The organism is Micromonospora sp. NPDC049044 (genome assembly GCF_040649215.1).
Classification (GTDB): Bacteria; Actinomycetota; Actinomycetes; order Mycobacteriales; family Micromonosporaceae; genus Micromonospora.
On sequence record NZ_JBEZFA010000054.1, the window covers coordinates 20,009 to 42,140 of the forward strand.

22 protein-coding genes are annotated in these 22,132 nt (G+C 72.7%); 8 read left to right on the plus strand and 14 right to left on the minus strand.

Going from position 1 to position 22,132, the window contains the following annotated elements:
* Positions 1-434: 434 nt before the first annotated feature.
* The 5 genes from AB0B85_RS30760 to AB0B85_RS30780 all read right to left on the minus strand — a co-directional run bounded on the left by AB0B85_RS30760 (position 435) and on the right by AB0B85_RS30780 (position 3,783).
* Positions 435-953, minus strand: coding sequence for a 2'-5' RNA ligase family protein (locus AB0B85_RS30760; protein WP_357412758.1), 519 nt, complete (start codon positions 951-953; stop codon positions 435-437).
* A gap of 69 nt (positions 954-1,022) precedes the next feature.
* Positions 1,023-1,478, minus strand: coding sequence for a hypothetical protein (locus AB0B85_RS30765; RefSeq protein ID WP_357412760.1), 456 nt, complete (start codon positions 1,476-1,478; stop codon positions 1,023-1,025).
* A complete protein-coding gene (locus AB0B85_RS30770; RefSeq protein ID WP_357412762.1) occupies positions 1,475-1,840 on the minus strand; it encodes a hypothetical protein in 366 nt (121 codons plus the stop codon). Before AB0B85_RS30770 ends, AB0B85_RS30765 begins: the two co-directional genes overlap by 4 nt.
* A gap of 189 nt (positions 1,841-2,029) precedes the next feature.
* On the minus strand, positions 2,030-2,635 hold the full coding sequence (locus AB0B85_RS30775; RefSeq protein ID WP_357412802.1) for a response regulator transcription factor: 606 nt from the start codon (positions 2,633-2,635) through the stop codon (positions 2,030-2,032).
* Positions 2,632-3,783 (minus strand): histidine kinase, encoded by a 1,152-nt coding sequence (locus tag AB0B85_RS30780; protein WP_357412765.1) that lies wholly within the window; start codon positions 3,781-3,783, stop codon positions 2,632-2,634. Before AB0B85_RS30780 ends, AB0B85_RS30775 begins: the two co-directional genes overlap by 4 nt.
* A gap of 132 nt (positions 3,784-3,915) precedes the next feature.
* On the opposite strand from AB0B85_RS30780, the gene AB0B85_RS30785 reads away from it, so the two are divergent.
* Both AB0B85_RS30785 and AB0B85_RS30790 read left to right on the plus strand, forming a co-directional pair.
* On the plus strand, positions 3,916-4,788 hold the full coding sequence (locus AB0B85_RS30785) for a DUF6010 family protein (protein ID WP_357412767.1): 873 nt from the start codon (positions 3,916-3,918) through the stop codon (positions 4,786-4,788).
* Positions 4,789-4,975: 187 nt separating this feature from the next.
* Positions 4,976-6,721 carry a DEAD/DEAH box helicase gene (locus AB0B85_RS30790; protein ID WP_357412769.1) on the plus strand — a complete coding sequence of 582 codons (1,746 nt, stop codon included), beginning with the start codon at positions 4,976-4,978 and terminating at the stop codon, positions 6,719-6,721.
* Positions 6,722-6,769: 48 nt separating this feature from the next.
* Here AB0B85_RS30790 and AB0B85_RS30795 read toward each other — a convergent pair whose 3' ends face one another.
* The 4 genes from AB0B85_RS30795 to AB0B85_RS30810 all read right to left on the minus strand — a co-directional run bounded on the left by AB0B85_RS30795 (position 6,770) and on the right by AB0B85_RS30810 (position 11,462).
* Entirely contained in the window at positions 6,770-7,174 is a 405-nt protein-coding gene (locus AB0B85_RS30795) for a DoxX family protein (protein ID WP_357412771.1), read from the minus strand.
* 132 nt (positions 7,175-7,306) lie between these two features.
* On the minus strand, positions 7,307-9,637 hold the full coding sequence (lon, locus tag AB0B85_RS30800) for an endopeptidase La (protein ID WP_357412773.1): 2,331 nt from the start codon (positions 9,635-9,637) through the stop codon (positions 7,307-7,309).
* Between the two features lie 140 nt (positions 9,638-9,777).
* The gene (locus AB0B85_RS30805; RefSeq protein ID WP_357412776.1) at positions 9,778-10,647 is read right to left on the minus strand and encodes a manganese catalase family protein; all 870 of its coding nucleotides are present in this window, start codon (positions 10,645-10,647) and stop codon (positions 9,778-9,780) included.
* Between the two features lie 83 nt (positions 10,648-10,730).
* Positions 10,731-11,462, minus strand: a complete 732-nt coding sequence (locus AB0B85_RS30810; RefSeq protein ID WP_357412778.1) for a HAMP domain-containing sensor histidine kinase — start codon at positions 11,460-11,462, stop codon at positions 10,731-10,733.
* Positions 11,463-11,560: 98 nt separating this feature from the next.
* Between AB0B85_RS30810 and AB0B85_RS30815 the strand changes: the two genes are divergently transcribed.
* Positions 11,561-12,208: a response regulator transcription factor gene (locus AB0B85_RS30815; RefSeq protein ID WP_357412780.1), complete on the plus strand. Its 648-nt coding sequence runs from the start codon at positions 11,561-11,563 to the stop codon at positions 12,206-12,208.
* A 101-nt stretch (positions 12,209-12,309) separates the two neighbouring features.
* Positions 12,310-12,657 (plus strand): Lsr2 family protein, encoded by a 348-nt coding sequence (locus AB0B85_RS30820; protein ID WP_357412782.1) that lies wholly within the window; start codon positions 12,310-12,312, stop codon positions 12,655-12,657.
* Between the two features lie 127 nt (positions 12,658-12,784).
* Here AB0B85_RS30820 and AB0B85_RS30825 read toward each other — a convergent pair whose 3' ends face one another.
* The 3 genes from AB0B85_RS30825 to AB0B85_RS30835 all read right to left on the minus strand — a co-directional run bounded on the left by AB0B85_RS30825 (position 12,785) and on the right by AB0B85_RS30835 (position 16,973).
* A complete protein-coding gene (locus tag AB0B85_RS30825) occupies positions 12,785-14,080 on the minus strand; it encodes a hypothetical protein (protein ID WP_357412784.1) in 1,296 nt (431 codons plus the stop codon).
* A 293-nt stretch (positions 14,081-14,373) separates the two neighbouring features.
* Positions 14,374-15,252, minus strand: coding sequence for a hypothetical protein (locus AB0B85_RS30830; protein WP_357412786.1), 879 nt, complete (start codon positions 15,250-15,252; stop codon positions 14,374-14,376).
* Positions 15,253-15,359: 107 nt separating this feature from the next.
* The gene (locus AB0B85_RS30835) at positions 15,360-16,973 is read right to left on the minus strand and encodes an Ig-like domain-containing protein (RefSeq protein WP_357412788.1); all 1,614 of its coding nucleotides are present in this window, start codon (positions 16,971-16,973) and stop codon (positions 15,360-15,362) included.
* A gap of 266 nt (positions 16,974-17,239) precedes the next feature.
* On the opposite strand from AB0B85_RS30835, the gene AB0B85_RS30840 reads away from it, so the two are divergent.
* Entirely contained in the window at positions 17,240-18,304 is a 1,065-nt protein-coding gene (locus AB0B85_RS30840; RefSeq protein WP_357412790.1) for an Asp23/Gls24 family envelope stress response protein, read from the plus strand.
* The gene (locus AB0B85_RS30845) at positions 18,301-18,861 is read left to right on the plus strand and encodes a hypothetical protein (protein WP_357412792.1); all 561 of its coding nucleotides are present in this window, start codon (positions 18,301-18,303) and stop codon (positions 18,859-18,861) included. Before AB0B85_RS30840 ends, AB0B85_RS30845 begins: the two co-directional genes overlap by 4 nt.
* 23 nt (positions 18,862-18,884) lie before the next feature.
* On the opposite strand, the gene AB0B85_RS30850 is transcribed toward AB0B85_RS30845, so the two are convergent.
* Together AB0B85_RS30850 and AB0B85_RS30855 are read right to left on the minus strand one after the other, a co-directional pair.
* Positions 18,885-19,829 (minus strand): TerC/Alx family metal homeostasis membrane protein, encoded by a 945-nt coding sequence (locus tag AB0B85_RS30850; RefSeq protein WP_357412794.1) that lies wholly within the window; start codon positions 19,827-19,829, stop codon positions 18,885-18,887.
* Positions 19,830-19,998: 169 nt separating this feature from the next.
* Complete coding sequence (locus tag AB0B85_RS30855) at positions 19,999-20,688, minus strand: CBS domain-containing protein (protein ID WP_357412796.1); 690 nt, start codon at positions 20,686-20,688, stop codon at positions 19,999-20,001.
* Between the two features lie 191 nt (positions 20,689-20,879).
* Here AB0B85_RS30855 and AB0B85_RS30860 point away from each other — a divergent pair, with 191 nt between their 5' ends.
* Both AB0B85_RS30860 and AB0B85_RS30865 read left to right on the plus strand, forming a co-directional pair.
* Positions 20,880-21,437 carry a hypothetical protein gene (locus AB0B85_RS30860; protein WP_357412798.1) on the plus strand — a complete coding sequence of 186 codons (558 nt, stop codon included), beginning with the start codon at positions 20,880-20,882 and terminating at the stop codon, positions 21,435-21,437.
* A 190-nt stretch (positions 21,438-21,627) separates the two neighbouring features.
* Complete coding sequence (locus tag AB0B85_RS30865) at positions 21,628-22,020, plus strand: FKBP-type peptidyl-prolyl cis-trans isomerase (protein ID WP_357412800.1); 393 nt, start codon at positions 21,628-21,630, stop codon at positions 22,018-22,020.
* The last annotated feature ends 112 nt before the right edge of the window (positions 22,021-22,132 follow it).

Here is a 22,132-nt window from a genome sequence, read left to right on the forward strand (position 1 = left end):
GGGCATCCAGTCGATGCCCCGATCACGCAGTCACGCGCGTACGGCCGCCGTCGGTTGCGGGCAGCCCCGGGCGTTCGGATAGGTAATGATGGTGACCCACCCCGTGTCCACAGCGTCCATGGCGACCATGATCCCCCAATGTCTGCCAGCGCCGAAAGAGGGGATCCGCACCGCGCTCGTTTCCGTGAGCGGCTCCGGTCGGGCATCTCCTCCCCCGCAGGCACCGCAGGTGGGACTGGCCGTACCGGTCGTCGGTGCCGGACCGGTCCGAGCCGAGCAGATACGGGGCCAGGTAGTAGTCCTGACCCACCAGGCCGAGCGACAGCCGCCCGCAGAAGCAGCACTGCTCCGGGACACCGGCGTCGCGCAGCTGACCGTCGTGGGAGTCGATGTTCCGCACCCGGATCCCCCGCTCGGCCGACGACGCGCCGACCCTAGCGGAGGCGGGTCAACGGCGTCACCGTCCGGTCCGTTCCGTCGTAGCTGCGGGCGGCGGAGAACTCCCCCGTCGGGCGTTGCCCACCGGCGACGGCGCGGGCCACCCGCAGGTCCGCGTCGCGGAACCGCAGGGCCAGGCTCAGGTGCGGCACCCACACCCCCGGAGCGTGCCACGGGCGGTGCCCGTCGGCCTCGGCGAGGACGTCCCAGACGGCGGCGTGCAGCCGGGTGAGCGCCGGCGTCGGCCGGACCAGCCACACCAGCGGGGCGCTGCCGTCGAGCACCACGACGCGGTCGAGCGTGACCGGCACCGGCAGTGCGGCGTCGAACAACTCGGCCAGGCGGTACGCGGCCCCGGGCGGGAACTCGTCGACGGCGGCGAGGGTCAGGTGCGGCCGGTTGGTCGGGTGGATGTTGCGCGCCAGGCTGGGCAGCCCGGCGGCCACCAACCGCTGCCAGACCGCCCGGACCGCGGTTTCCAACCCGGGCGAGCAGACCAGTTCGACGGTACGCACGCGCTCACGCTATCCGGACGGCCCGGTCGGCTCCGGACGCTGGCGCCACAGCGCTGCCGCGTCGTCCGCTCAGGCGAAGAAGATCTCATCGGGGACGACCGTGTCACCAGGCTCCGCCAACAACGGGGACGGGGCAGCCGGCGGAACCCCGACCTCGGCCCAGTAGACCCGGCCGGCCACGACATAGTCAGTGCTCCGGTCGTGGTGGAGGAGGAACATCTTCCCGTACGGCCACCGCACCCCGACGCGTTCCTCCTCGGCGGCCTGCTGCTCGGCGGACGCCACCCGGAGCGCGAACTGGCGGCACACGTCGGGCACGCAGATCCGGGAGACATCGCGGAACACCACGTCCAGCACCCGGAGTTCGTCGTCCTCCTCCTGGTCGCCGATGATGCCCCGCAGGTGCAGCGTGCTGTGGCCGACGGCCATCGCCCACGGCTTGACCACCCCGTCGATCCGCAGGGGCAGATCTCCGTGGACGATCCTCGGCCCGCCGAACTGACGCCGCCAGTCGGCGCCGTTCACCACTGCTCCGAGAGTCGTTCGAGCTGCTCGATGCCCAACCGGGGCGGATTCCAGCCGAGGGCCTGCGCGTGGTGCAGAAAGTCTGCCGGAAGCCCGACCCGGTACCTCTGCACGTAGTACGGGAGGTCGCTGGGCCACGACCAGTCACCGTCGGTGAGGATGGCGAGGGGCGCGATCTCCGGCCGTGCCGGGTCCAGCTCGTCGTACGCGTAGCAGGCCGCCGCGGCGAGCGGCGCGCCGCCGGTGAGATACCGGACGGCCGGGGCGACAAGGTGCTGGGGCAGTTCGCCTCGGGCGTCGCGCAGGCTGCGCCCCGACGAATCCCCGTGCGGCAGTTCGGTGAAGTAGCCGACGTATCGCAATCGAACCCTCCCCGCTCCGGCGACGGCCCAGCGACCCTATCCGAGCGACCGACCGCTCCACGCCAGCCGGGCGTTCCGCGACGCCCGGGCCGATCGGGGCCGCGGCCCCCTCGTCACCGGGTTCGGCGCAGTGCGACGTCCTGGCCGGACACGGGGTTGACGCCGCCCGCGACCCGGGGACCGGCCGGCTCAGAGCCAGCCGTTGTCCCTGGCGGCGCGGACCGCCTCGGCCCGGTCGGCCGCGCCGAGCTTCTGCACGGCCGCGGAGAGATGGTTGCGAACGGTGCCGGTGGACAGGTGCACCCGGCGGGCGATCACCGCGACCGGCGCGCCGAACTCGGCCAGCCGCAGCGTCTCCAACTCCCGAGGCGTCAGCGGGCACGCGGGCAGGGTCAGCGCGTCGGCGGCCAGCGACGGGTCCACGTACCGCCCGCCGGCGTGCACCCGGCGGATCACGTCGGCCAGCGCGCCACCGGGCGAGCCCTTGGGCACGAAGCCCCGCGCCCCGGCGGTCAGCGCCTGGCGCAGGTGCCCCGGGCGGCCGTGCCCGGTCAACACGACGACCGCGCACTCGGGACGCACCCGGGCCAGCTCCGCGGCGACGGCGATGCCGTCCAGGCCCGGCATCTCCAGATCCACGACGGCGACGTCCGGGCGGTGCGCCAGCGTCGCGGTGACCGCCGTGGACCCGTCGGCGGCCTGGGCCACCACGTCGATGTCCGGTTCGAGGCCGAGCAACGCGGCGACCGCGACCCGGATCAGGTCCTCGTCGTCGGCCAGCAGGACCCGGATCACCACGGCACCGGCACTGTCGCCTCAAGTGTGAACACCCGCTCCTCCCGGCGGACCCGCAACTCTCCCCCGATCGCGGCCAGCCGGTCGGCCAGACCGCGCAGACCGTGGCTGTGCTCGTCCGGGCCGCTGTCGTCGACCCCGTCGTTGGCGATCGTCATCCTGGCCCTCTTCTCGTCCCGGTCGATGTGGATCCGGCACCACTCGGCCCGGCTGTGCCGCAGCACGTTGGTGCCCGCCTCGCGCAGCACCGCCGCCAGTTCGGTGGCGGCCGGCTGGGGCAGGTCGACACGTGGCGGCACCGTGCACCGCACCCCACAGGAGCGCAGCACGTCCGCCACGGCCGCCAGTTGCTCAGCGAGGTCGACGGCCCGGTAGCCGTGCACGCTCTCGCGGACCTCGGTGAGCGCGGAGGCGGCCAACCGTTGCACCTCGGTGGCCTCCCGCCCGGCCCGCTCCGGGTCGACCGGTGCGAGCCGCGCGGCGAGTTCGGCCTTCAACGCGATCACGGTGAGGCTGTGCCCCAGCACGTCGTGCACGTCGCGGGCGAAGCGCAGCCGCTCCTCGGCGGCGGCCAGCCGGGCCTGGGCGGCCTGCCCCTGCCGGGCCTCCACCAGCAGGTCCCAGAACCAGACCTGGAACCAGTTGACAGCCGCCGCCCCCACGCCGAAGCCACCGGTCACGGCAAGGGACCGCCCCACGGACCCGCCGGTCCACCACGCCACCGCCGCCGACACGAGCAGGGTGCCGGCGGTGACCGCCAGCGCGCCCGGGAGGCGGACCAGCAGGGGGGCCATGCCGACCAGGGCGGCGCCGATCCACGCCCAGGTCGGCCAGACCCCGGCCGCGACCGGAGCCACCAGCGGCACTGTCAGCGCCGCCACGACGACCAGGCCGACCTGGGCGCGACGCCGCCACCGTTGCGCGAGCCAGGGGGTGACCGCCGCGTACAGCACAGCGGTCTGGCCGCCCGTGAAGACGAGGATCCCCACCGCGCCGAGCGCGACGCGGCCGGTCGACGGTTCCCGGGTCAGGCCTACCGCGGGCAGCAGCACAGTCGCCCACACGCCGGTGGCCAGCGACAGCAGGGTCGCCCGCCGAGCCCGGTGCAGCCGGCGGTCCGCCCGGGGGGTCACCGCCTCGCTCGCCACGCACCGATCCTAGGACCGCCCGTCACCCGGTCCACCCATGCGAGATGTCACGGTCGGACCGTGCGGTCCGCACGGTTTTCCGGTGACGGACGAGCCTGCCGACCGCGCCGGGACACCGGCAGGGTCAACGGCATGGAAAACACACGGGTGTACGCGGACAGCATTGTCGTACCACCGCCTGGGCCGCTGCCGGCAGTGCCCGGCGCCGGCACGCGGCGGCTGTGGTGGCATCTCGCCGAGATGGCACTGGCGATGGTCGTCGGGATGGTGCTGCTCGGGCCCCTGTGGGACGTGGCCGGCACCCTGCTCGGGCTCACCGGGACGCTGGGTCGCCCGGACGTCGCCGCGCTGGTGATGGCCACGAACATGACGGTCGGGATGACGGTGTGGATGCGCTACCGGGCGCACCACTGGCGTGGTGTCGTCGAGATGGCCGCGGCGATGTACGTGCCGTTCCTGTTGGTGCTCGCACCGTTCTGGGCCGGCCGGCTGGATGCCGACGCCCTGATGCTCGGTGGTCACCTACTGATGGTGCCGGCGATGGTGCTGGTGGCGGTGCGCCACCGGCACGAGACGCCGGTGGCGGTACGCCGGCATCCGGTAGTGGTGGCGCTGGCCCACCGCTGGCCGACCGGGCTGGCGCTGCTGGTGACGGTGGACATGTGGCTCGACCCGACGGTGCTCAACCCGTGGACGATGCTGGTGCTGCCCGGCGGGTACCTGCTGATCGGCCTGGTCCGACGCACCCTGCACGGGCCGGGCGTGCTCGCCACCCAACTCGTCGGCCTGGCCGTCTGGGTCGCGGTGACGCTTGTCGCGGTCGGGGTCGGGGGGCGGACGGCGGCGTGGCTGGTGGCGCTCGGCTGGCTGGTGCACGCCGGGTGGGACGTGGTCCACCACCGCACCGGCCGGGTGGTGCCGCGCTGGTACACGGAGACGTGCATCGTGCTCGACACGACGCTCGGGGGCATCATGATCCTGGCAATCCTGACCGGCGCCGTCTGACGGCGCCGCCCGCCGGGGCCGAACGGGCACGCTTCGCGCAAGAATGCTGAAACTGCTGCCTCAGGAGTCGCGGAGGCAGCAGTTTCACAGTTGTCGCGTGGGTCCGGTGGGGGTGCCGGTGGGCGCTTGTCGCGCTCTTGTGGCGGTCGGCGCAACGGCCCGGACGGCGTGATGAAAGGCTTGGCACATGAGTTCCGCACCTGCACAGCACGACGCACCGACCGACGCACCGATCGACGCCACCCCCGGCGGCACCGACGAGGTGAGCGCCTTCACCGAGCTGGGGCTGCGCGCCGAGCTGCTGGGCGCCCTCGCCGCCCTCGGGTACGAGGAGCCGACCCCCATCCAGCGGGAGGCGATCCCGCCGCTGCTGGAGGGTCGGGACCTGCTGGGTCAGGCGGCCACCGGCACCGGCAAGACGGCGGCCTTCGCGCTGCCGCTGCTGAACCTGATGACGCCGCACCGCCGTGACGGCGACCCGGTGGCGCTGGTGCTGGTGCCCACCCGGGAGTTGGCGGTGCAGGTCTCCGAGGCGTTCCACCGCTACGGCAAGGACCTGGGTGCGCGGGTGCTGCCGATCTACGGTGGGCAGCCGATCGGACGGCAGTTGCGGGCCCTGGACAGCGGCGTCGACGTCGTGGTGGCCACCCCCGGCCGGGCCCTGGACCACATCGCCCGGGGCACCCTGCGCCTCGGTGGGCTGGCCACTGTGGTGCTCGACGAGGCCGACGAGATGCTCGACATGGGCTTCGCCGAGGACATCGAGGCGATCCTGGAGCACGCTCCGGCGCAGCGTCAGACGGTGCTCTTCTCGGCCACCATGCCGTCGCGCATCGACGGGATGGCCCGCCAGCACCTGCGCGAGCCGGTCCGGATCGAGATCGGTCGGGAGCAGCCGGTCGCCGGTGAGGCGCCCCGGGTGCGCCAGAGCGCGTACATCGTGACCCGGGCGCACAAGCCTGCCGCGTTGGGTCGGGTGCTGGACGTCGAGTCGCCCACCGCGGCGATCGTGTTCTGCCGCAGCCGGGAGGAGGTCGACCGGCTGACCGAGACGATGAACGGGCGGGGTTACCGCTCCGAGGCGCTGCACGGCGGGATGAGCCAGGAGCAGCGCGACCGGGTGATGGGCCGGCTGCGGGCGGGCACCGCCGACCTGCTGGTGGCCACCGACGTCGCGGCGCGTGGGCTGGACGTCGAGCAGCTCACCCACGTGGTCAACTACGACGTGCCGTCCGCCCCGGAGTCGTACGTGCACCGGATCGGGCGGGTGGGCCGGGCCGGCCGCGAGGGCGTGGCGATCACCCTCGCCGAGCCGCGTGAGCACCGGATGCTCAAGACCATCGAGCGGGTGACCGGCCAGCGGATCACCATCGACAAGATCCCCACCGTGGCCGACATGCGCACCCGCCGGTTGGAGCTGACCCAGGCGGCGCTGCGGGAGAGCCTGCTGGAGGACGACCTCGACCCGTACCGGGTGATCGTGGAGACGCTCACCGACGAGTTCGACCTGATGGAGGTCGCCCTCGCCGCCGTGAAGCTGGCCCACGAGGTGACCTCGCCGGGCTCCGACGACGAGGAGGAGATCCCGCAGGTGCCGGTACGCGGACCCCGCGAGGGTCGTCCGGAGTCCGGCGGCCGGGGCGGCGACCGGCGGGGTGGGGGGCGTTCCCGCTCCGGCGGTGGCAACACCGTCCAGGTCTTCGTCGGCCTGGGCCGGCGGGCCGGGGTGCGCCCGCAGGATCTGGTCGGCGCGATCACCGGGGAGACCGGGATCCGGGGCCGCGACATCGGCTCGATCGAGATCGCCGACCGGTTCTCGCTGGTGGAGGTGCCGCAGGGGGTGGCCGACGAGGTGATCTCCGGGCTGCGGCAGAGCACGATCAAGGGCCGCAAGGCCACGGTGCGCCGCGACCGCGGCGGCGACGAGCGCTGAGCGCGCCGCCGGCGACCGCCGGGGTACGACGGTCGCCGGCGCTGCGGATCAGAAGGAGTACGGGCCGAACCGGCCCCACGCCACCACTGCGGCGAGCACGAGCAGCACCGCGCAGGTGATCGCGCCCTGGATCTCGGTCCGCCGCCCCTGCGGCGTGTCCTGCTTCTTCAGGTCACGCAGGTGCACCAGGATGCCGCCGACCATGACGATGACCAGCCCGGTGGCGGCGAGCGGGGTGAGCACTGTGGCGATGCCGGTGAGCGGGGGCAGCACCAGCCCGACGGCGGCCAGCAGCTCGACCGCGCCGAGCGCCTTGACCTGGGTCGGCGGCACCGGGTCCACCCACCGCATCATCTCGCGCAGCTTGTCCTTGGGCTGGGTCAGCTTGGCGAAGCCGGCGCCGGCAAAGACGACGGCGAGCAGGATCTGGATGATCCAGAGCACCAGGTTCACGGGGGTTCCTCCAGGGGGCCGCCTCGCGGCGGAGAGGTAGTTGACGCTTCACGCGGCACAGTAGACCTCTGCCCACGTACCGGAGGACCCCCGCCGGCTGCGCAGCCGGCGGGGATCCCTGTGATCGCAGCGTCAGACCGTGAAGAGCGCCGGACCGTCAAGCGCCTCGACGTCGGCCGGGCGCAGCGCCAGGGCGAGCACGTCGGCCACGTCGGCCAGGGTGTGCACGGTCAGCGCCTCACGCACCTCGGCCGGCAGGTCGTCCAGGTCCGGCTCGTTGCGGGCCGGGATGATGACCTCGGTGAGGCCGGCCCGGTGCGCGGCGAGCAGCTTCTGCTTCACCCCACCGATCGGCAGCACCCGTCCGGAGAGCGTCACCTCGCCGGTCATCCCGAACTCGGGGCGGACCGGGCGGCCGGTGACAAGCGACGCCAGGGCCGTCACCATGGTGATGCCGGCGCTCGGGCCGTCCTTGGGCACCGCGCCCGCCGGGAAGTGGACGTGGATCCGGCGTCCGGCCAGGACGTTCGGGTCGATGCCGAACCGCCGCCCGTTGGAGCGCAGGTACGACAGGGCGATGTGCGCCGACTCCTTCATCACGTCGCCGAGCTGACCGGTCAGGGTCAGCCCCGGCTCGCCCTCCATGCTTGTCGCCTCGATGAACAGCACGTCCCCACCCGCGCCGGTGACGGCGAGGCCGGTGGCCACACCGGGCACCGCCGTACGCTCGGCCGACTCCGGGGTGAACTTCGGCCGTCCCAGGTAGGTGGCGAGGTTGTCGGTGCCGACGCGTACCGGCGTCGGGTCGGTCGCCAGTGCCACCGCCACCTTGCGCAGGATCTTGGCCAGGCCACGTTCCAGCTGCCGGACACCGGCCTCCCGGGTGTACTCCCCCGCGATCAGCGCCAGTGCCTCGTCGGCGATCTCCACCTCGTCGGCGGTCAGCCCGGCCCGCTCCCGCTGCCGGGGCAGCAGGTGGTCCCGGGCGATGGCGACCTTCTCGTCCTCGGTGTAGCCGTCCAGCATGACCAGCTCCATCCGGTCCAGCAGCGGGCCGGGGATGGACTCCACCACGTTGGCGGTGGCCAGGAACAGCACGTCGGACAGGTCGAGGTCGACCTCCAGGTAGTGGTCCCGGAAGGTGTGGTTCTGCGCCGGGTCGAGCACCTCCAGCAGGGCGGCGGCCGGGTCACCGGCGTAGCCGGCGGCCAGCTTGTCCACCTCGTCGAGGAGCACTACCGGGTTCATCGAGCCGGCCTCGCGCAGCGCCCGGACGATCCGGCCGGGCAACGCCCCCACGTAGGTGCGCCGGTGACCGCGGATCTCGGCCTCGTCGCGGACACCGCCGAGGGAGACCCGGACGAAGTTGCGCCCCAGCGCCCGGGCCACTGACTCGCCGAGGCTGGTCTTGCCCACTCCGGGAGGACCGGCCAGGGCGAGCACCGCGCCGGAGCCGCGACCGCCGACCACACCGAGGTTGCGCTCCGCGCGCCGGTTGCGCACCGCCAGGTACTCCAGGATGCGGTCCTTCACGTCGGCCAGGCCGGCGTGGTCGGCGTCGAGCACCTCCCGGGCCGCGCCCAGGTCGGTGTTGTCCTCGGTACGCGTGCCCCACGGCATTTCCAGCACGGTGTCCAGCCAGGTGCGGATCCAGCCCGCCTCCGGGGAGGCGTCGCTGGCCCGCTCCAGCTTGCCGACCTCGCGCATGGCCGCCTCGCGGACCTTCTCCGGCAGTTCGGCGGCCTCGACCCGGGACCGGTAGTCGGCCGAGCCGTCCGGCTCGTCCTCACCCAGCTCCTTGCGGATCGCGGCGAGCTGCTGGCGCAGCAGGAACTCCCGCTGGGACTTCTCCAGGCCCTCGCGGACGTCACTGTTGATCTGCTCGGTGACCTCCTGCTCGGCCAGGTAGTCCTTCACCCAGCCGACAAGTAGCTCCAGTCGGGAGGTGACGTCCGGCGCGGCGAGCAGCTCGATCTTCTGCTCCAGGGTCAGCCACGGCGCGTAACCGGCCGAGTCGGCCAACTCGGACAGGTCGGTCATCCGCTCCACCGCGTCGATGACCTGCCAGGCACCCCGCTGTTGCAGGACTGAGGTCACCAGGGCGCGGTACTCGCGGGCGAGTTCGCGGGCCTTGCCGGCGTAGGCGGGTTCGTCGAGTTCGGTCGCCTCGACCCAGAGCGCGGCGCCGGGGCCGGGCACGCCGGAGCCGATCCGGGCCCGGGACAGGCCACGGATGACGGCGGCGGGCTCGCCCTCGGGCAGCCGGCCGACCTTCTCGATGGTGGCGACCACGCCGACCGGGCCGTACTCGCCGTCGATGCGGGGCACGGCGAGCAGCTTGCGGTCGCCGGTCGCGCGGGCGGCGTCGATGGCGGCCTGGGTGGACGGGTCGAGGGTCACCGGGATGACCATCCCGGGCAGCAGCACGGCGTCGGTCAGTGGAAGTACCGGAAGAGTTGCCATGGAACACCTGCCATCACGTTGACTTGAGCGTGTCTGGCTCAAGTAACAAAGCGTTCCCCTTGTTCCGGACTGTGACCCAGACCACTTGACCGGGGGTCCGGCGGGCCCCCTCGAACCGGTGGGAGGCCCGCCACGGCATCTCAGGTGAGCTTGTTCTTGACCGTGTTCACCACCGAGCCGGCGACACCCGGGTTGGTGCCGTACAGGCGCGGGTCCCCGGGCGGCAGCACCGGCTCCGGGGCGTTCGCCCGCGGGCTGTCGCCGTACCGGAACTCGCCCTTACCGTCCGGGGCGGGCCCGGACGCCCAGCGTCCCTGCGAGGCGTCGGTACCCGAGGAGAAGCTCAGGTAGGTGTAGCCGAACTCCTCGGTGAACTCGTCGGAGTCCGGGAATGCCTCGGGCACCGGCATGTCCTCCAGGCCATCCTCCTTGAGCTGCTCGATCGCCGCCAGCCACATGTTCTGGTGCATGGTGTCGCGGGCCAGCAGGAAGCGCAGCATCTGCTTGACGCCGGGATCGTCGGTCATGTTGAACAGCCGGGCGACCTGGAGCCGACCCTGCGCCTCCGCGGTGACGTTGAGCTGGAAGTCGGCAAGCAGGTTGCCGCTCGCGGTGACGAACGAGCCGTTCCACGGCACCCCGTTGGAGTCGGCGGGCAACGCCCCTCCACCACCATGGATGAAGTGCGCCGGGTTCGACGCGGCGAAGACCGCCGCACCCCCGGGGTTGGCCGCAACGCCCTCCGCCGGCGACAGCGGCGCGTTGTCCAGCAGTCGAGTGATCATCGTGACGATCATCTCGACGTGGCCCATCTCCTCGGTGCCGACGTCGAGCAGCAGATCCTTGTACTTGCCGGGCAACCGGCAGTTCCAGCCCTGGAAGAGGTACTGGTTGGCAACTGTCATCTCGCCCCACTTGCCGCCCAGGACCTCCTGCAACCGGCGGGCGAACGCGGCGTCCGGACCGTCCGGCTTGGCCTCGAACTGCAGATCCTTGACATGACTGAACATCTGACCTCCTCAGTACCGGAAAGCTGACAGCGAGGCGTCCCCCTTCCGGTGACCCGGTCGGGCCGAGCCGCGTCCCCCCGGGGTCAGACCATCGGCCGCGCCACGGGCAGCAGGACCTCCAGCGCCACACCGCGCGGCCGCAGTCGGTGCACCCGCAGCGTCCCCCCATCCCTCGCCACGAGTTGCCGCACGATCCACAACCCCAACCCGGACATCCCGACGGACGGCACCGGACGACGCAGCGCCGCCAGCAGCGCGTCGTCCACCCGCCCCTCGTCGGTGACCAGGATGCTCAGGCCGGGACCACGCAGCGCGGCGTAGAGCCCGACCTGCCCCTCGGCCGGCCCGTGCCGCAGCGCGTTCTCCACCAGGTTGACAAGCACCTGACGGGTCCGCCCGCCGGGCACCGGCCAGGAGGCCGCCCGCCGGGTGGCCCGGGCACGCCGCCGACCGGCCGGCACCAGCGCGACGGCCTCGCGCAGGATGCCCTCCAGCGGCACTACCGGCTCCGGTCCGGGAGCCAGCGCCAGCGCGCCGGTGCCGGCGGTCGCGTCACGCAGCAGGCTCTGCAGGTGCGCAGCCTGGTCACGGGCCAACTCGGTGATCGCCCGCCGGTCCGCGCCGGTCAGCTCGCGACGCTCGTCGGCCAGCGCGCGGGTCAGCGAGGTCAGGTTACTGATCGGCGTCCGGAACTCGTGACACAACACCCGTAACAGCAACTCGGGATCGCCTCCCGGAAGCCGCAGGTCAGTCGAGCACGTCTCGATTCTGCGCAACCCTCGCAGCAGACCCCGCAGACCCTGGCGTGCGCGCATCCACCCGACTCCCCTCGTTCGGTGCGTACCCGCATGATCCGTACCCGCTGGGGAACGGCGCAGACATGCCGGGAGCCGCCACCATCCGACTCGTTGTCGTGGACGATCACCCCCTCTTCGTCCGCGGGCTGGAGTTGCTGCTCCCGATCACCACCGACGGCCGGGCCGAGGTGGTCGCCTCGACCGGCGACGCCGCCGCCGCAGCCGCGCTGACCAACAACTGGCGGCCCGACCTGGCCCTGGTCGACCTGCACATGCCGGCTCCCGGCGGGGTCCGGGCGGTGGCCGCGATCCGGCGGACCACCCCACGGGTACGGGTGGTGGCGATGTCCGGTTCCGTCGACCCCGGCCCAGCGCTGGAGGCGCTGCGGGCCGGCGCCGAGGGATTTCTGCCGAAAACCAGCGAACCCGAGGAACTGCTGCCCCCACTGCTGGCCGTCCTCGACGGCTGGGCGGTGCTGCCCGCCGAGTTGCTGCGAGCCATGCTGCGGCCCACCCACGCCCCGTCAGTCGACCTCGACGCTGAGGAACGGCGGCTGCTGCGGGCAATCGCGGCCGGCCGCACGAGCGTCGACATCGCCGAAGAACTGCACGTCTCGGAACGGACCGTGAAACGGATGACCGCCGCGTTGCTGCGCAGGTTGCGGGTGTCCAACCGGTCCGAGGCGGCCGCCGTGGCCGGGCACAGCGGCCTCCTCGACGATTGCGGCCCCGTCCAACGAGCCCATTCACGGTTTTCTCGGTAACGGAATCACGACGCGCCGAATGGTTGGCATATTGTTGCGGATTACCGGGGTGATAGGTCAGACTTTGGACACATCCCGCCGCACACAGGGAGTAATCGGCAATGGCGAGAAAAGTAATCACGGTCCTGACCGACGACCTCGACGGCGGCAAGGCCGACCGGACGGTCGAGTTCAGTCTCGACGGAGTGGCCTACACGATCGACGTCTCGGACGAAAATGCCGGCGTCTTGCGCAAGGCACTGGATCCGTACATCAATGCGGGTCGGCGGATCGGGCGCGGCCCGGTGGAGAGCACCCGATCGATCCGGCGGCCGGGGCGACCCACCGGGGCCGGAATGGATCGGGAGCAGAACCGGGCCATCCGGGAATGGGCCGTCAACAACGGCTACAAGATTTCCGAGCGGGGCCGGATCCCGGTAGAGGTCGTCGAGGCGTACAAGGCGCGCTGACGCGCGAGTAGCCAAACGGGGTCCCGCTGTGCTGGCGGGACCCCGTCGGGTTGTCCCGGCACGAAACGGTGGTGGCCGGTCACCCGGGTTGTCGCCCGGGTGACCGGCCACCGCCGGCGCAGATGGATCAGTTGACGTCGATACGCACCGAGTCGAACGCGGGCGTCTGGTTGGCCCGCTCCATCATCGGCAGGCGGTGCGAGCCGTCGCCGGCCCAGACCGAGCACTGCGCGGTCCCCGACTCCGGTAGGCCCGGAATCTGGATCGTCACCTCGTCGGGCTGGGCACCACCGCGGCCGTCCTCGGTCGCGACGAAGAAGGCGGGCACCTCCTGCGGCTCCGGCGGGGTGGTCAGGCTGTCAAGCATCCGGCACGCGGTGTGGAAGTGGCCGCGGACCAGGCCCTGGTCGTTGAGCAGCGAGCTCTCCACGTAGTAGCCGCCCTGCCCGGCCGCCAGGAAGCGGTCCCGGACCAGGTTGCGGGTGCTGACCCGGAGGGTGAATGCCTGGTTGCGACCGACCTGGTCGGGGAACTGGGTGATCAGCAGGGACGGGTTGTTGGCGGCCGCGCCGACCTCACCGAACTCGGTGCTCACGCAGCGGTTGCCGAGTTGGAAACCGTCGTGCGGCTGGAGCCGGCTCTCGTCGCAGTCGTTGGCCAGCACGCCGAGCCCGGCCCCGGGAGCGTTGCCGCCACCGTTGTTACCACCACCGTTGTTACCACCACCGTTGTTACCGCCACCGTTGGTGGGGCCACCGCCGTTGCTGCCGCCGCCGTTGGTGGGGCCACCGCCGTTGCTGCCACCGCCGTTGCCGGTCGGCTGCACCTGACAGTCGGCGAGCTGGGCGAGACCCTGCGGCCGGGGCCCGAAGCGGTCGATCGCTGTCGTCATCCGGTCCAGCACGGCGCGCCGCTTGTCCCGCAGCGGCTGCAGGATGGCGCTGCGGACGAACGCCTCTCCCTTGTTGCCCTCGGCGGCCAGCCGGCGGTCCGCCTCGGCGATCTGGGCCTGCAACTGGGCGAGACCGCGGTCCACCTCGGCCCGCGCCTGGGCCGGCACCTGCGGCAACTTCGCCGACACATCCGGGCAGGCGATGGCCGTGCCGGTGCCCACCGTGCCGTCCTTGCCGTCCTCACACTCGGGTACCGTCTGCTGCCCGTCACCCCAGTGATTACGCACCCAGCGACCGTTCTGCCAGGTCCGGCTGGTCGAGGTGCCACCAGCCGGGGCGGTCGAACCCGGGCTCGGTTCCACGCACTGCCCGGAAACCGGACGCGGCGTATTTGTCCGCCGGTCCTGGGCCGACGAAATCTGGGTCACGGCGACGACTCCGCCGAAGACCACGAGCGTGCCGACAACCGCCAGCAGACGCTTGCTCCGCGCGTTGCCGGATGACCGGCGCGCCCGTGTGGACCTGCGCATCGAATTGCTCTCCTTCTCGATCCGGTAGTGGATTCCTGCCCTCGGCGGACCGACGGATGTGAGGTGGCACGCCACGGCGGTGAACACCGTGACCTACCCGGGTATTGCGTCGATGGCCGACGATGCCCTTTCCGCACCGTCTCCCGCGCCCGGTGGACGCGGATGGGGAGATCCTGTTCGTTCGCGCAGGAGTACGGGACCGCGACGGGGAAGGTTCAACGCGCGCACAGAAAATTGCTCCGCGTCCGAACGGATCGGCTGCGGAACAGGGGTCAGGCGGGAAAGTGGGCCGGTCAGTCCGCGCAGAGGTGGTCGAACGCGAAACCACCCACCAGCTCGTCCCGCCGCTGGCTCAGCGCGACGATCTCCGTGGTGAGGTCCGCGCGCGCCAGCAGGTCCGGGCCGTCCGGCCGCACGGCGCGCAGCCGCTCGCCGATCGCCACGGTCGCCAGGTCCTCGGCCAGCCGGGCCACGTCGACGCCGCAGGAGAAGCGCTGCGCGGTCACCGAGACGCGCTCGATCAGGCACGCGTCCGGGCGCACCTGGACCCAGCTCCAGCCCTGCGCCGGGCCCTCGGTCCAGTGCACGTGCAGCCCGCGCACGATCGGGTCGGCCAGGCGCCCGGCCACGTACGCCTCGACAGCCGCCGCGCGGGTCAGCGCGCCGAGGTCGTTCACCGGACCGGTCCGGCCGTCCGGAAGCCGCCCGAGGATGTCGCGGAAGCCCACCGGGGCGGGCTCGTCGTCGGTGCCCGCCACGGCGGCACCCGCCGCGAAGGCGCGCGCGTCGACCACGTACTCGACGAGGCGCCGGCCGTGCTCGGCGGCCCGCAACGTCGGTGACCCGACGCGCAGCACGGGCAGCTCGACGGCAGCGCTCACGGCGTCGGTGAGGCGCTCGGCGCGCTGCTCGGCCGACCCGGCAGGCGGGACCGGGCCGATCGCCACGGCGACGACCGGCCGCCCGGTGGCGGCGTCGCTGACCACGAGGTCGAACGCCGCCCGGCTGGCGGACCCCCACTGGCTGCCGGTGACGCCCGGCGGACGCCCCTGCACCAGTTCGTTGAGCCGGCACGTCCCGTACACCCGGTGGCCGGCACGGCTGAAGAGAACGTCGCGTCCACCATCGGCGGGCATCGCCCGCAGCCAGCCGCGATCCACGCTGCTCGTCATCTGCCTGATCCATCCGCCGGTCGGTCGAACCGCGCCGAGTCTAGGCGGTCGATCAACCGTCCCGGTGGTGCGGCCCGGCCGGCTGCCGGAGTGCCGCGCCCGGCGCCCTAGCGGCAGACAGTCGTGACGACGACGGGCGCCTGCGGCAGGGTCGGCGGGTGGCAGGCCCCGGGCGTCGCCGGCCGCCAGGCCGCCGCGACGTTGTGGACCGGATCGTCCGGCACGTACGCGGCCCACCGGGACAGGTCGTTGCCACCGTTCAGGCCACTGGCGAGCAGCACACTGGGGGAACCTCTCCGGAGCGCGGCCAGCAGCAGCCGCATGCCGACCGTCGGATAGCCAAGCGCGGAGCACGCCACCTCACCGTCGCGCCAGCACGTCCAGGCGAGGGTCGGGTCGGCGATCGCCCGATCCGGGTACGGCGCCGAGAAGAGGTCGAACACCACGGTCTCGCCGAAGGCGGTCAGACCGACGCTCTCCCAGAAGTCCATGGCGTGCGCGGCGTCGGGCATCGGCTTGGCGCAGACGGCACGTTCGTCCCGGCAGGTCGCCCCCGGCCCGGTGTAGCGGCCGTGGCTCCAGCCGAGCGCGACGACGGGCGTGATGCCGGCGACCGTCAAGCGTTGCGTGTACGCGACGATCTCCTGCCGGTACGGCTCACCGCCGTAGCGGGGATCCACGTACGACAGGCCGAGCCAGCACGCCTCGTTGAGCGGGACGTACACCGCCTGGACGCCGCGTGCGACGAGCCTGGCCACGGCGGCGTCGTCGACCGGGCCGTCCCAGATGCCGCGCCCCTGCACGCAGCGGGCCTCCGCACCGGTGCGCACGAGCGGCGTCAGGCGTCGGGGGGCGGCCGCGTCGATGACCGGGGAGATGCCCCAGAGCTGGTCGCGCACCACGCTGACGTACGGTGCCTGCCGCTCCTCGCCCGGTGTCAACACGCGGACGACCGACATCCCGTCCGTCTGCGTCGCGCCCTGGTCGTCGTACGCCCTGGCGTAGAAGCTGTAGTAGCCGGCCGGCAGGTCACGCCACTGGGCGGTGTACGGCGCGGTCGTGTCGGTGCCGAGCGGGGTATCCACCTGGAAGGTCGAGCCGAAGAACTCGACGCGGGTGATCCGCCGGCCGGGCGCGGGCGTCGCGGTGGCTTCCACGGTGATGGTGGCCGGGGCGAAGAAGTGGTCCCCGCCTTGCGGGCTCGTGATCTCGACGGTCGGCCGGTTCGGGTCGGGGCCAGGGCTGGGTGATCCGCTCGGCTGTGGGCTCGGAGAGACCGGCGGCGGGCTCGACGGGGGCGTCGGCGTGGGCCTGGGCAGCACGGTCGTGCAGGTGACGCCGTTGAGCGTGAAGGTCTGCGGCCCGCCGACCCGCACCCCGTGCGTCATGACGAAGGGAAAGGACACCTGCTGGTCGGCCGGCAACGTGACACCGGGCAGGTTGCGGATCGTGACCTCACCACCGTGCTGCTCCCAGCGCGCACCGTCGACGTTCTTGATCTGCTCGGTCGGGTAGTGCAGCGGGAAGCTCAACGTCCAGTCCGTGAGTGGCTGGCCGACGCTCAGCACCGTGAGGTCGCCGCGCAGCATCGACGGGTACTGGAAGCGGACCTGGAGCTGCGCCGCGCATCCGCTGGCGGCGGACGCCGGGAGGACCACGGCGAGAACACCCGAGGCGGCGGCGAGCGCGGCAACTGTCAGTCGGACGATCCGCTTCCTCATCAACAGCCCCCGTCATCGACGTATGTCACTGGATCCTCGCTCCGATCGACGTCGGGCGTCAAGGCCGGCGACGCCGCGTGCCCAGCCGGCGCGCGGAGCGGACGACGGATTCTTGCAACGTTGTAGAAGCCGGCCGAGGGTTGACGGGCGACTCCAGCACTCGCCAAGGGCCTGTGATCTGTATCACACCTTGTTCGTGTTCCAGAGCACCGGGCGGCGTGTATCCAGCGAGGTCCCCGGTAGCGGACCGGCTGGGAGGTCAGAGCATGTCGCGTCAACAGTTCGGCACCCTCGCCGCGCGTGGGCAGGGTCCTCGCCGACCCAGCGGGGAGCGCCCGCGTCGGCCTCGCCAGCTTCGCCCCGCCGGTGATCCGACCATCCGCCGCCGACCGAACGCCGACCCGGCGGGACGCCACCACCGACTTCCCCAACGCCCCACCCTCACCCGTCGCGCCCCGAGCGCCGACCCGCCCGGCGGACCGCGCCCGGCCAGCGAAACCGGCGCGGCGGAGGTCTGGCGGATCGCGGCCCACGCGGCCGGTCGGGTGCCGGGCGTGTCCGACGTGCGCCCGGCCACCGTCCGCGTGGGCGACCGGTCCGTGGGCCTCGACCTGAACCTCATCATCGAGTACGGCCACAGCGTGCCCGCCGTCGCCGACGCGGTCCGCCGGACGGTCGCCGAACAGGTGCTCGCCGGCACCGGTCGCGCGGTGGCCACGGTGACGATCACGGTGCGGGACCTGGTGGTGACCGGCTCGGACGACGACGCCGCGTCGCGCACACCAATCGCCCGCCCCGAGCTGACCACAGCGACCGCCAACCGGGCGGCGTCCGCGCTGCTGGGCCTCGCCCTGCTCGCCGGCGGGATCCTGCTGGCCGCGCAGATGCTGCTGACCACGCTGGGTCGCCCGACGCCGCTGCTCCTTCGCCCCGGCTGGTACGGCGCGCTGACCACCACCCGGTGGCACGATCCCGGCGTACGGGCGGCCGCCTGCACCGCCGTACTGCTGGGCCTGCTCGTCCTGGTCGCCCAACTGCGCCGGTGGACGCCGGTCCGACTGCGAGTCGACGAGCGCGACGGTTGGCACCTGCACCGGCGGTGCGTGGAACGCCGGCTGACCGACGCGGCGGACACCGTGCCGGGCGTACGCGGAACCCGGGTGCGGGTCCGGCGGCACGGCGACCGGTGGCGGCCCCGGTTGCGTGCCACCGGCGACCCGGCGGCCCGCGCCGAGGTCGAGTTCGCCGTACGCCAGGAACTGCGTCAGCTCGCCTCGCCACGCGCCGACCGCGCCGACGTCCGGCTGCTGCCCCACAGGCGACCGGCATGACCGACGCCGCGCACCGCCTGCTGTGGACGATCGTCGCGCTGCTGCTGGTGGCCGGCGGGGTGACCGCGCTGGCAGTCGGTTCCGGCGCGCTGCCGTTCGTCGACCCCGACGCGGTCCTGCTCGGCGGCGGCCCGGTGGACGCGTGGCGGGTCGCGACGCCCTGGAGCACCCTGTCCGCGGCGGTCGCCGGGCTGCTGACCGCCGTCGCCGGCCAGCGCCTGCTGTACCGGGCGCTACGCCGACCCGACCGGGTCCTGCGGGGCACTCTGAGCCGCACCGGAAGCCTGCCCGGTCGCACCCGGCTGGCCACCGAGGTGCTCGTACGCGCGCTGGAACGGGACCTGCTGCGCGCACCCGGGGTGCACCGGGCCCGGGTGGTGCTCACCGGCACGCCGCCGCGCCCCGACGTGTGGGTCCGAGTGGATCTGACCAGCGATGCCCGCACCGCCGGAGTCCGCGAGCACGTCCACGACGCCGTCCGCCGGTTCGCCACCACGGCCGGCTGCCAACCGGCACACCTCGACGTGACGGCCCGGATCGAACCGGCCCACTCCTGAGCCTGTCGTCCGGCTCCGTCAGGTCAACGGCCGGCCCGGGCCCGGCGCTCGGCCACGACGCTCGACGCGATGGAGACCGCCAGGGTCAGCACCACCACGGCGAGCGTCAACCAGACCGGCAGCTTTCCCACCGGCGTCTCGGCCAGGATCAGCTTCAACCCGGCGAACGCGAGCAGCAGCGCCAGCCCGTAGCGCAGGTGACCGAAGTGCCGCAGCAGGCCGGCGAGGCAGAAGTAGAGGCTGCGCAGCCCGAGTACGGCGAACGCGGTGGCCGTCCAGACGAGAAAGGTGTTTGTGGTGATGGCGAGGATCGCCGCCACCGAGTCGACGGCGAAGACCACGTCGGTGGCCTCGATGGCGACGAGCGCCACCAGCAGCAGGGTCGCCACCCGGCGCCCGCCGACCCGGGCGGTGAAGCGGTCGCCGTGGTAGCTGGCGTCGGTCGGCACGATCCGGCGGAACAGTCGGACCGCCCGGTTGCGGTCGGGGTCGACGTCGGGTTTTCCGCGTACGGCCAGCCGCCAGCCGGTCCAGACCAGGAATGCGCCGAGCACGAACCCGGCCCAGGTGAGCCGGTCCAGCAGCTCCGCGCCCGCGAGGATGAACAGCAGGCGGAAGACCAACGCCCCGACAACGCCCCAGAACAGCACCTTGTGCTGGTAACCGGCCGGCACCCGAAAATAGCCGAAGAGCAGCGCGAAGACGAAGACGTTGTCCACCGAGAGCGCCTTTTCCAGCAGGTAGCCGGAGAAGTAGACGATGGCCGGATCGCCGCCCAGGCCCCACCAGACGACCAGCCCGAACAGCAGACCCGCGCCAACCCAGACGGCGCTCCAGAGCAGTGCCTCGCGCAACTCGATGACGTGGTTGTCACGATGCGCCAACACGTCGACCATCAGCAGCACGGCGAGCAACCCGCCAACCGCCGCCCAGGCCCACAGCGGCACCGCGACCGTCGCCTCAGCCACCGGCGTCCCCCGCATCGACCATGGCGCACCGCCCCGCTGCCCCGCCGGCCGGCGTTCCCGAGCCTATGCGAGCCGCCCCGGCGCCGTCGGCGCTCCGCTGAAGTCGCAACCCGGCAACGGCGTAGCCGACCCGCAAGCGGCAGCGGCAGCGGCAGCGGCCTGAAATCGCTCAGGCGACCGGCATGATCTGCCCGAGATCGATGGCCGTGTCGTCGGCGTCGTAGGCGATCGCGTTGGTCACCCGAACGACGCCACTCACCTGGCCCGCCAGCCGGCCGGCGAGGTCGACGGCGGAGCGACGGTCCAACCGGCCCGCCAGGGTGACGTCACCGTGGCGGACCTCGACAGTCACCAGACCGTCCCGCACGGCGAGCACCCGGTGCAGCACCTCCTGGACGATGTCCGCACGAATCTCCGCGTCGGAGCGCAGGTGCACCTTCAGCAGGTCGGCGCGGCTGACGATGCCGACCAGCCGACCGAGGTCGTCCAGGACCGGCAGTCGCTTGACCTGCTCATGGTCCATGAGCCGCGCGGCTGCGGACAGTGCCTCCGACGCGCCGGTGGTCACGGGCGGCGCGGTCATCAGGTCGCCGGCCAGCAACGCCTCGCCCTTGCCGCGGGCGTCGCGCCGACGCCGGCTCTCGAAGACCCGCCGCTGCGTCGGCTCACCGGCTCGCTCGATCCGGTGCAGCAGGTCGGCCTCGGACACCACACCCAACACCCGGCGGAACCCGTCGATCACCGGCACGGCACTGATGCCGCGGCGCAGCAGCACATCGACGATCTCCCGGTACGGGGTCCCGGCCTCCACAGTCACGACCTCCCGGGTCATCACGTCACCCACCTGCCAGGTCCTCATCACAGCCTCCCTTTCGTACCTCCACCTCGGACGCTACGGCCGGACGGCGGCCCGGGTCAGGGTCGACGGCCCGGGCCGTTGGGGGTCCAAGGTCCCGGGCCGGTGCGGACCGGTCGGCCCTGCCGAGGGCGCCGCCGAGAGCGTCTGATGGAGATGTCACCGGGAAGCGCGGTGCGAGGCAGAGAAGGGACGTGGACACCATGACCGCGACGATCGGGCGGACCACCGCCGAGACCACCGCTCCGGCGACCGGCACCACCCGAGAGAAGGCCACCCGGTACGTCCTGGCCGGCATCCGGATGGCCCTCGGCTGGATCTTCCTCTGGGCATTCCTCGACAAGCTGTTCGGCCTCGGCCACGAGACGGAATCGAAGAACGCCTGGATCAACGGCGGCAGCCCCACCAAGGGCTTCCTCACCTTCGGGGTCGCCGGCCCGTTCAAGGACGTCTACACCGGCATCGCCGGCGCCGCCTGGGCCGACTGGCTCTTCATGGCCGGCCTCGCCGGGATCGGCATCGCGCTCCTGCTCGGCGTCGGCATGCGGGTCGCAGCCGTGGCCGGTGGGCTGCTGCTGGTCCTCATGTGGACCGCCGTCCTGCCTCCGGAGAACAACCTCTTCATGGACGACCACCTGATCTACGCCGCGGTGCTCGCGGTCCTGGCGCTGCTCAACGCCGGCGACACCTGGGGCCTCGGCAAGCTCTGGGCGAGGCTGCCGATCGTGGCGCGGGTTCCCTGGCTGCGGTGAGCACCCCCGCACCATCGCACGGCGGGCGTCACCATCGGTGGCGCCCGCCGACACGTGTGCGCCAGGTGGCCCGGGGTCGGTTTCGAAACGTGTCGGGGCAGGTGGCGGGTCCGCCGCACATCGGTGAGGCGCTATCCGGCAGGATCGACGGTGACCGGAGACATCACCCAACACGGCAGGAGATCCCCGCATGAACCAGGCAGCAGGCGCCCGATCGGGCAAGCCCGAGGTGGGCCCGATCGAGGGTGCACCGCCGGCCGACCTCGTGATCGAGGACATCACCGTGGGCGACGGCCCGCAGGCCGAGCCGGGTCAGTTGGTAAGCGTTCACTACGTCGGCGTGTCCCACTCCACCGGCGGCGAGTTCGACTCGTCCTGGAACCGGGGCGAGGCGTTCGAGTTTCCGCTCGGCGGCGGTCAGGTCATCGCCGGCTGGGACCAGGGCGTGGTGGGGATGCGTGTCGGCGGCCGTCGTCGCCTCACCATTCCGCCGCACCTGGGGTACGGCGACCGCGGCGCCGCCGGCGTCATCAAGCCGGGCGAGACGCTGATCTTCGTCGTCGACCTGCTCGGCGTGCGCTGATCGAACGTGACAGGGGGTGGGGGGGGGGGGGGGGCCCCCCCCCCCCCGCCCCCCCCCGCCCCCCCCCCCCCCCCCGGCGGGCCGGCCCCGGCCGCCCCCCGCCGCCGGCCGG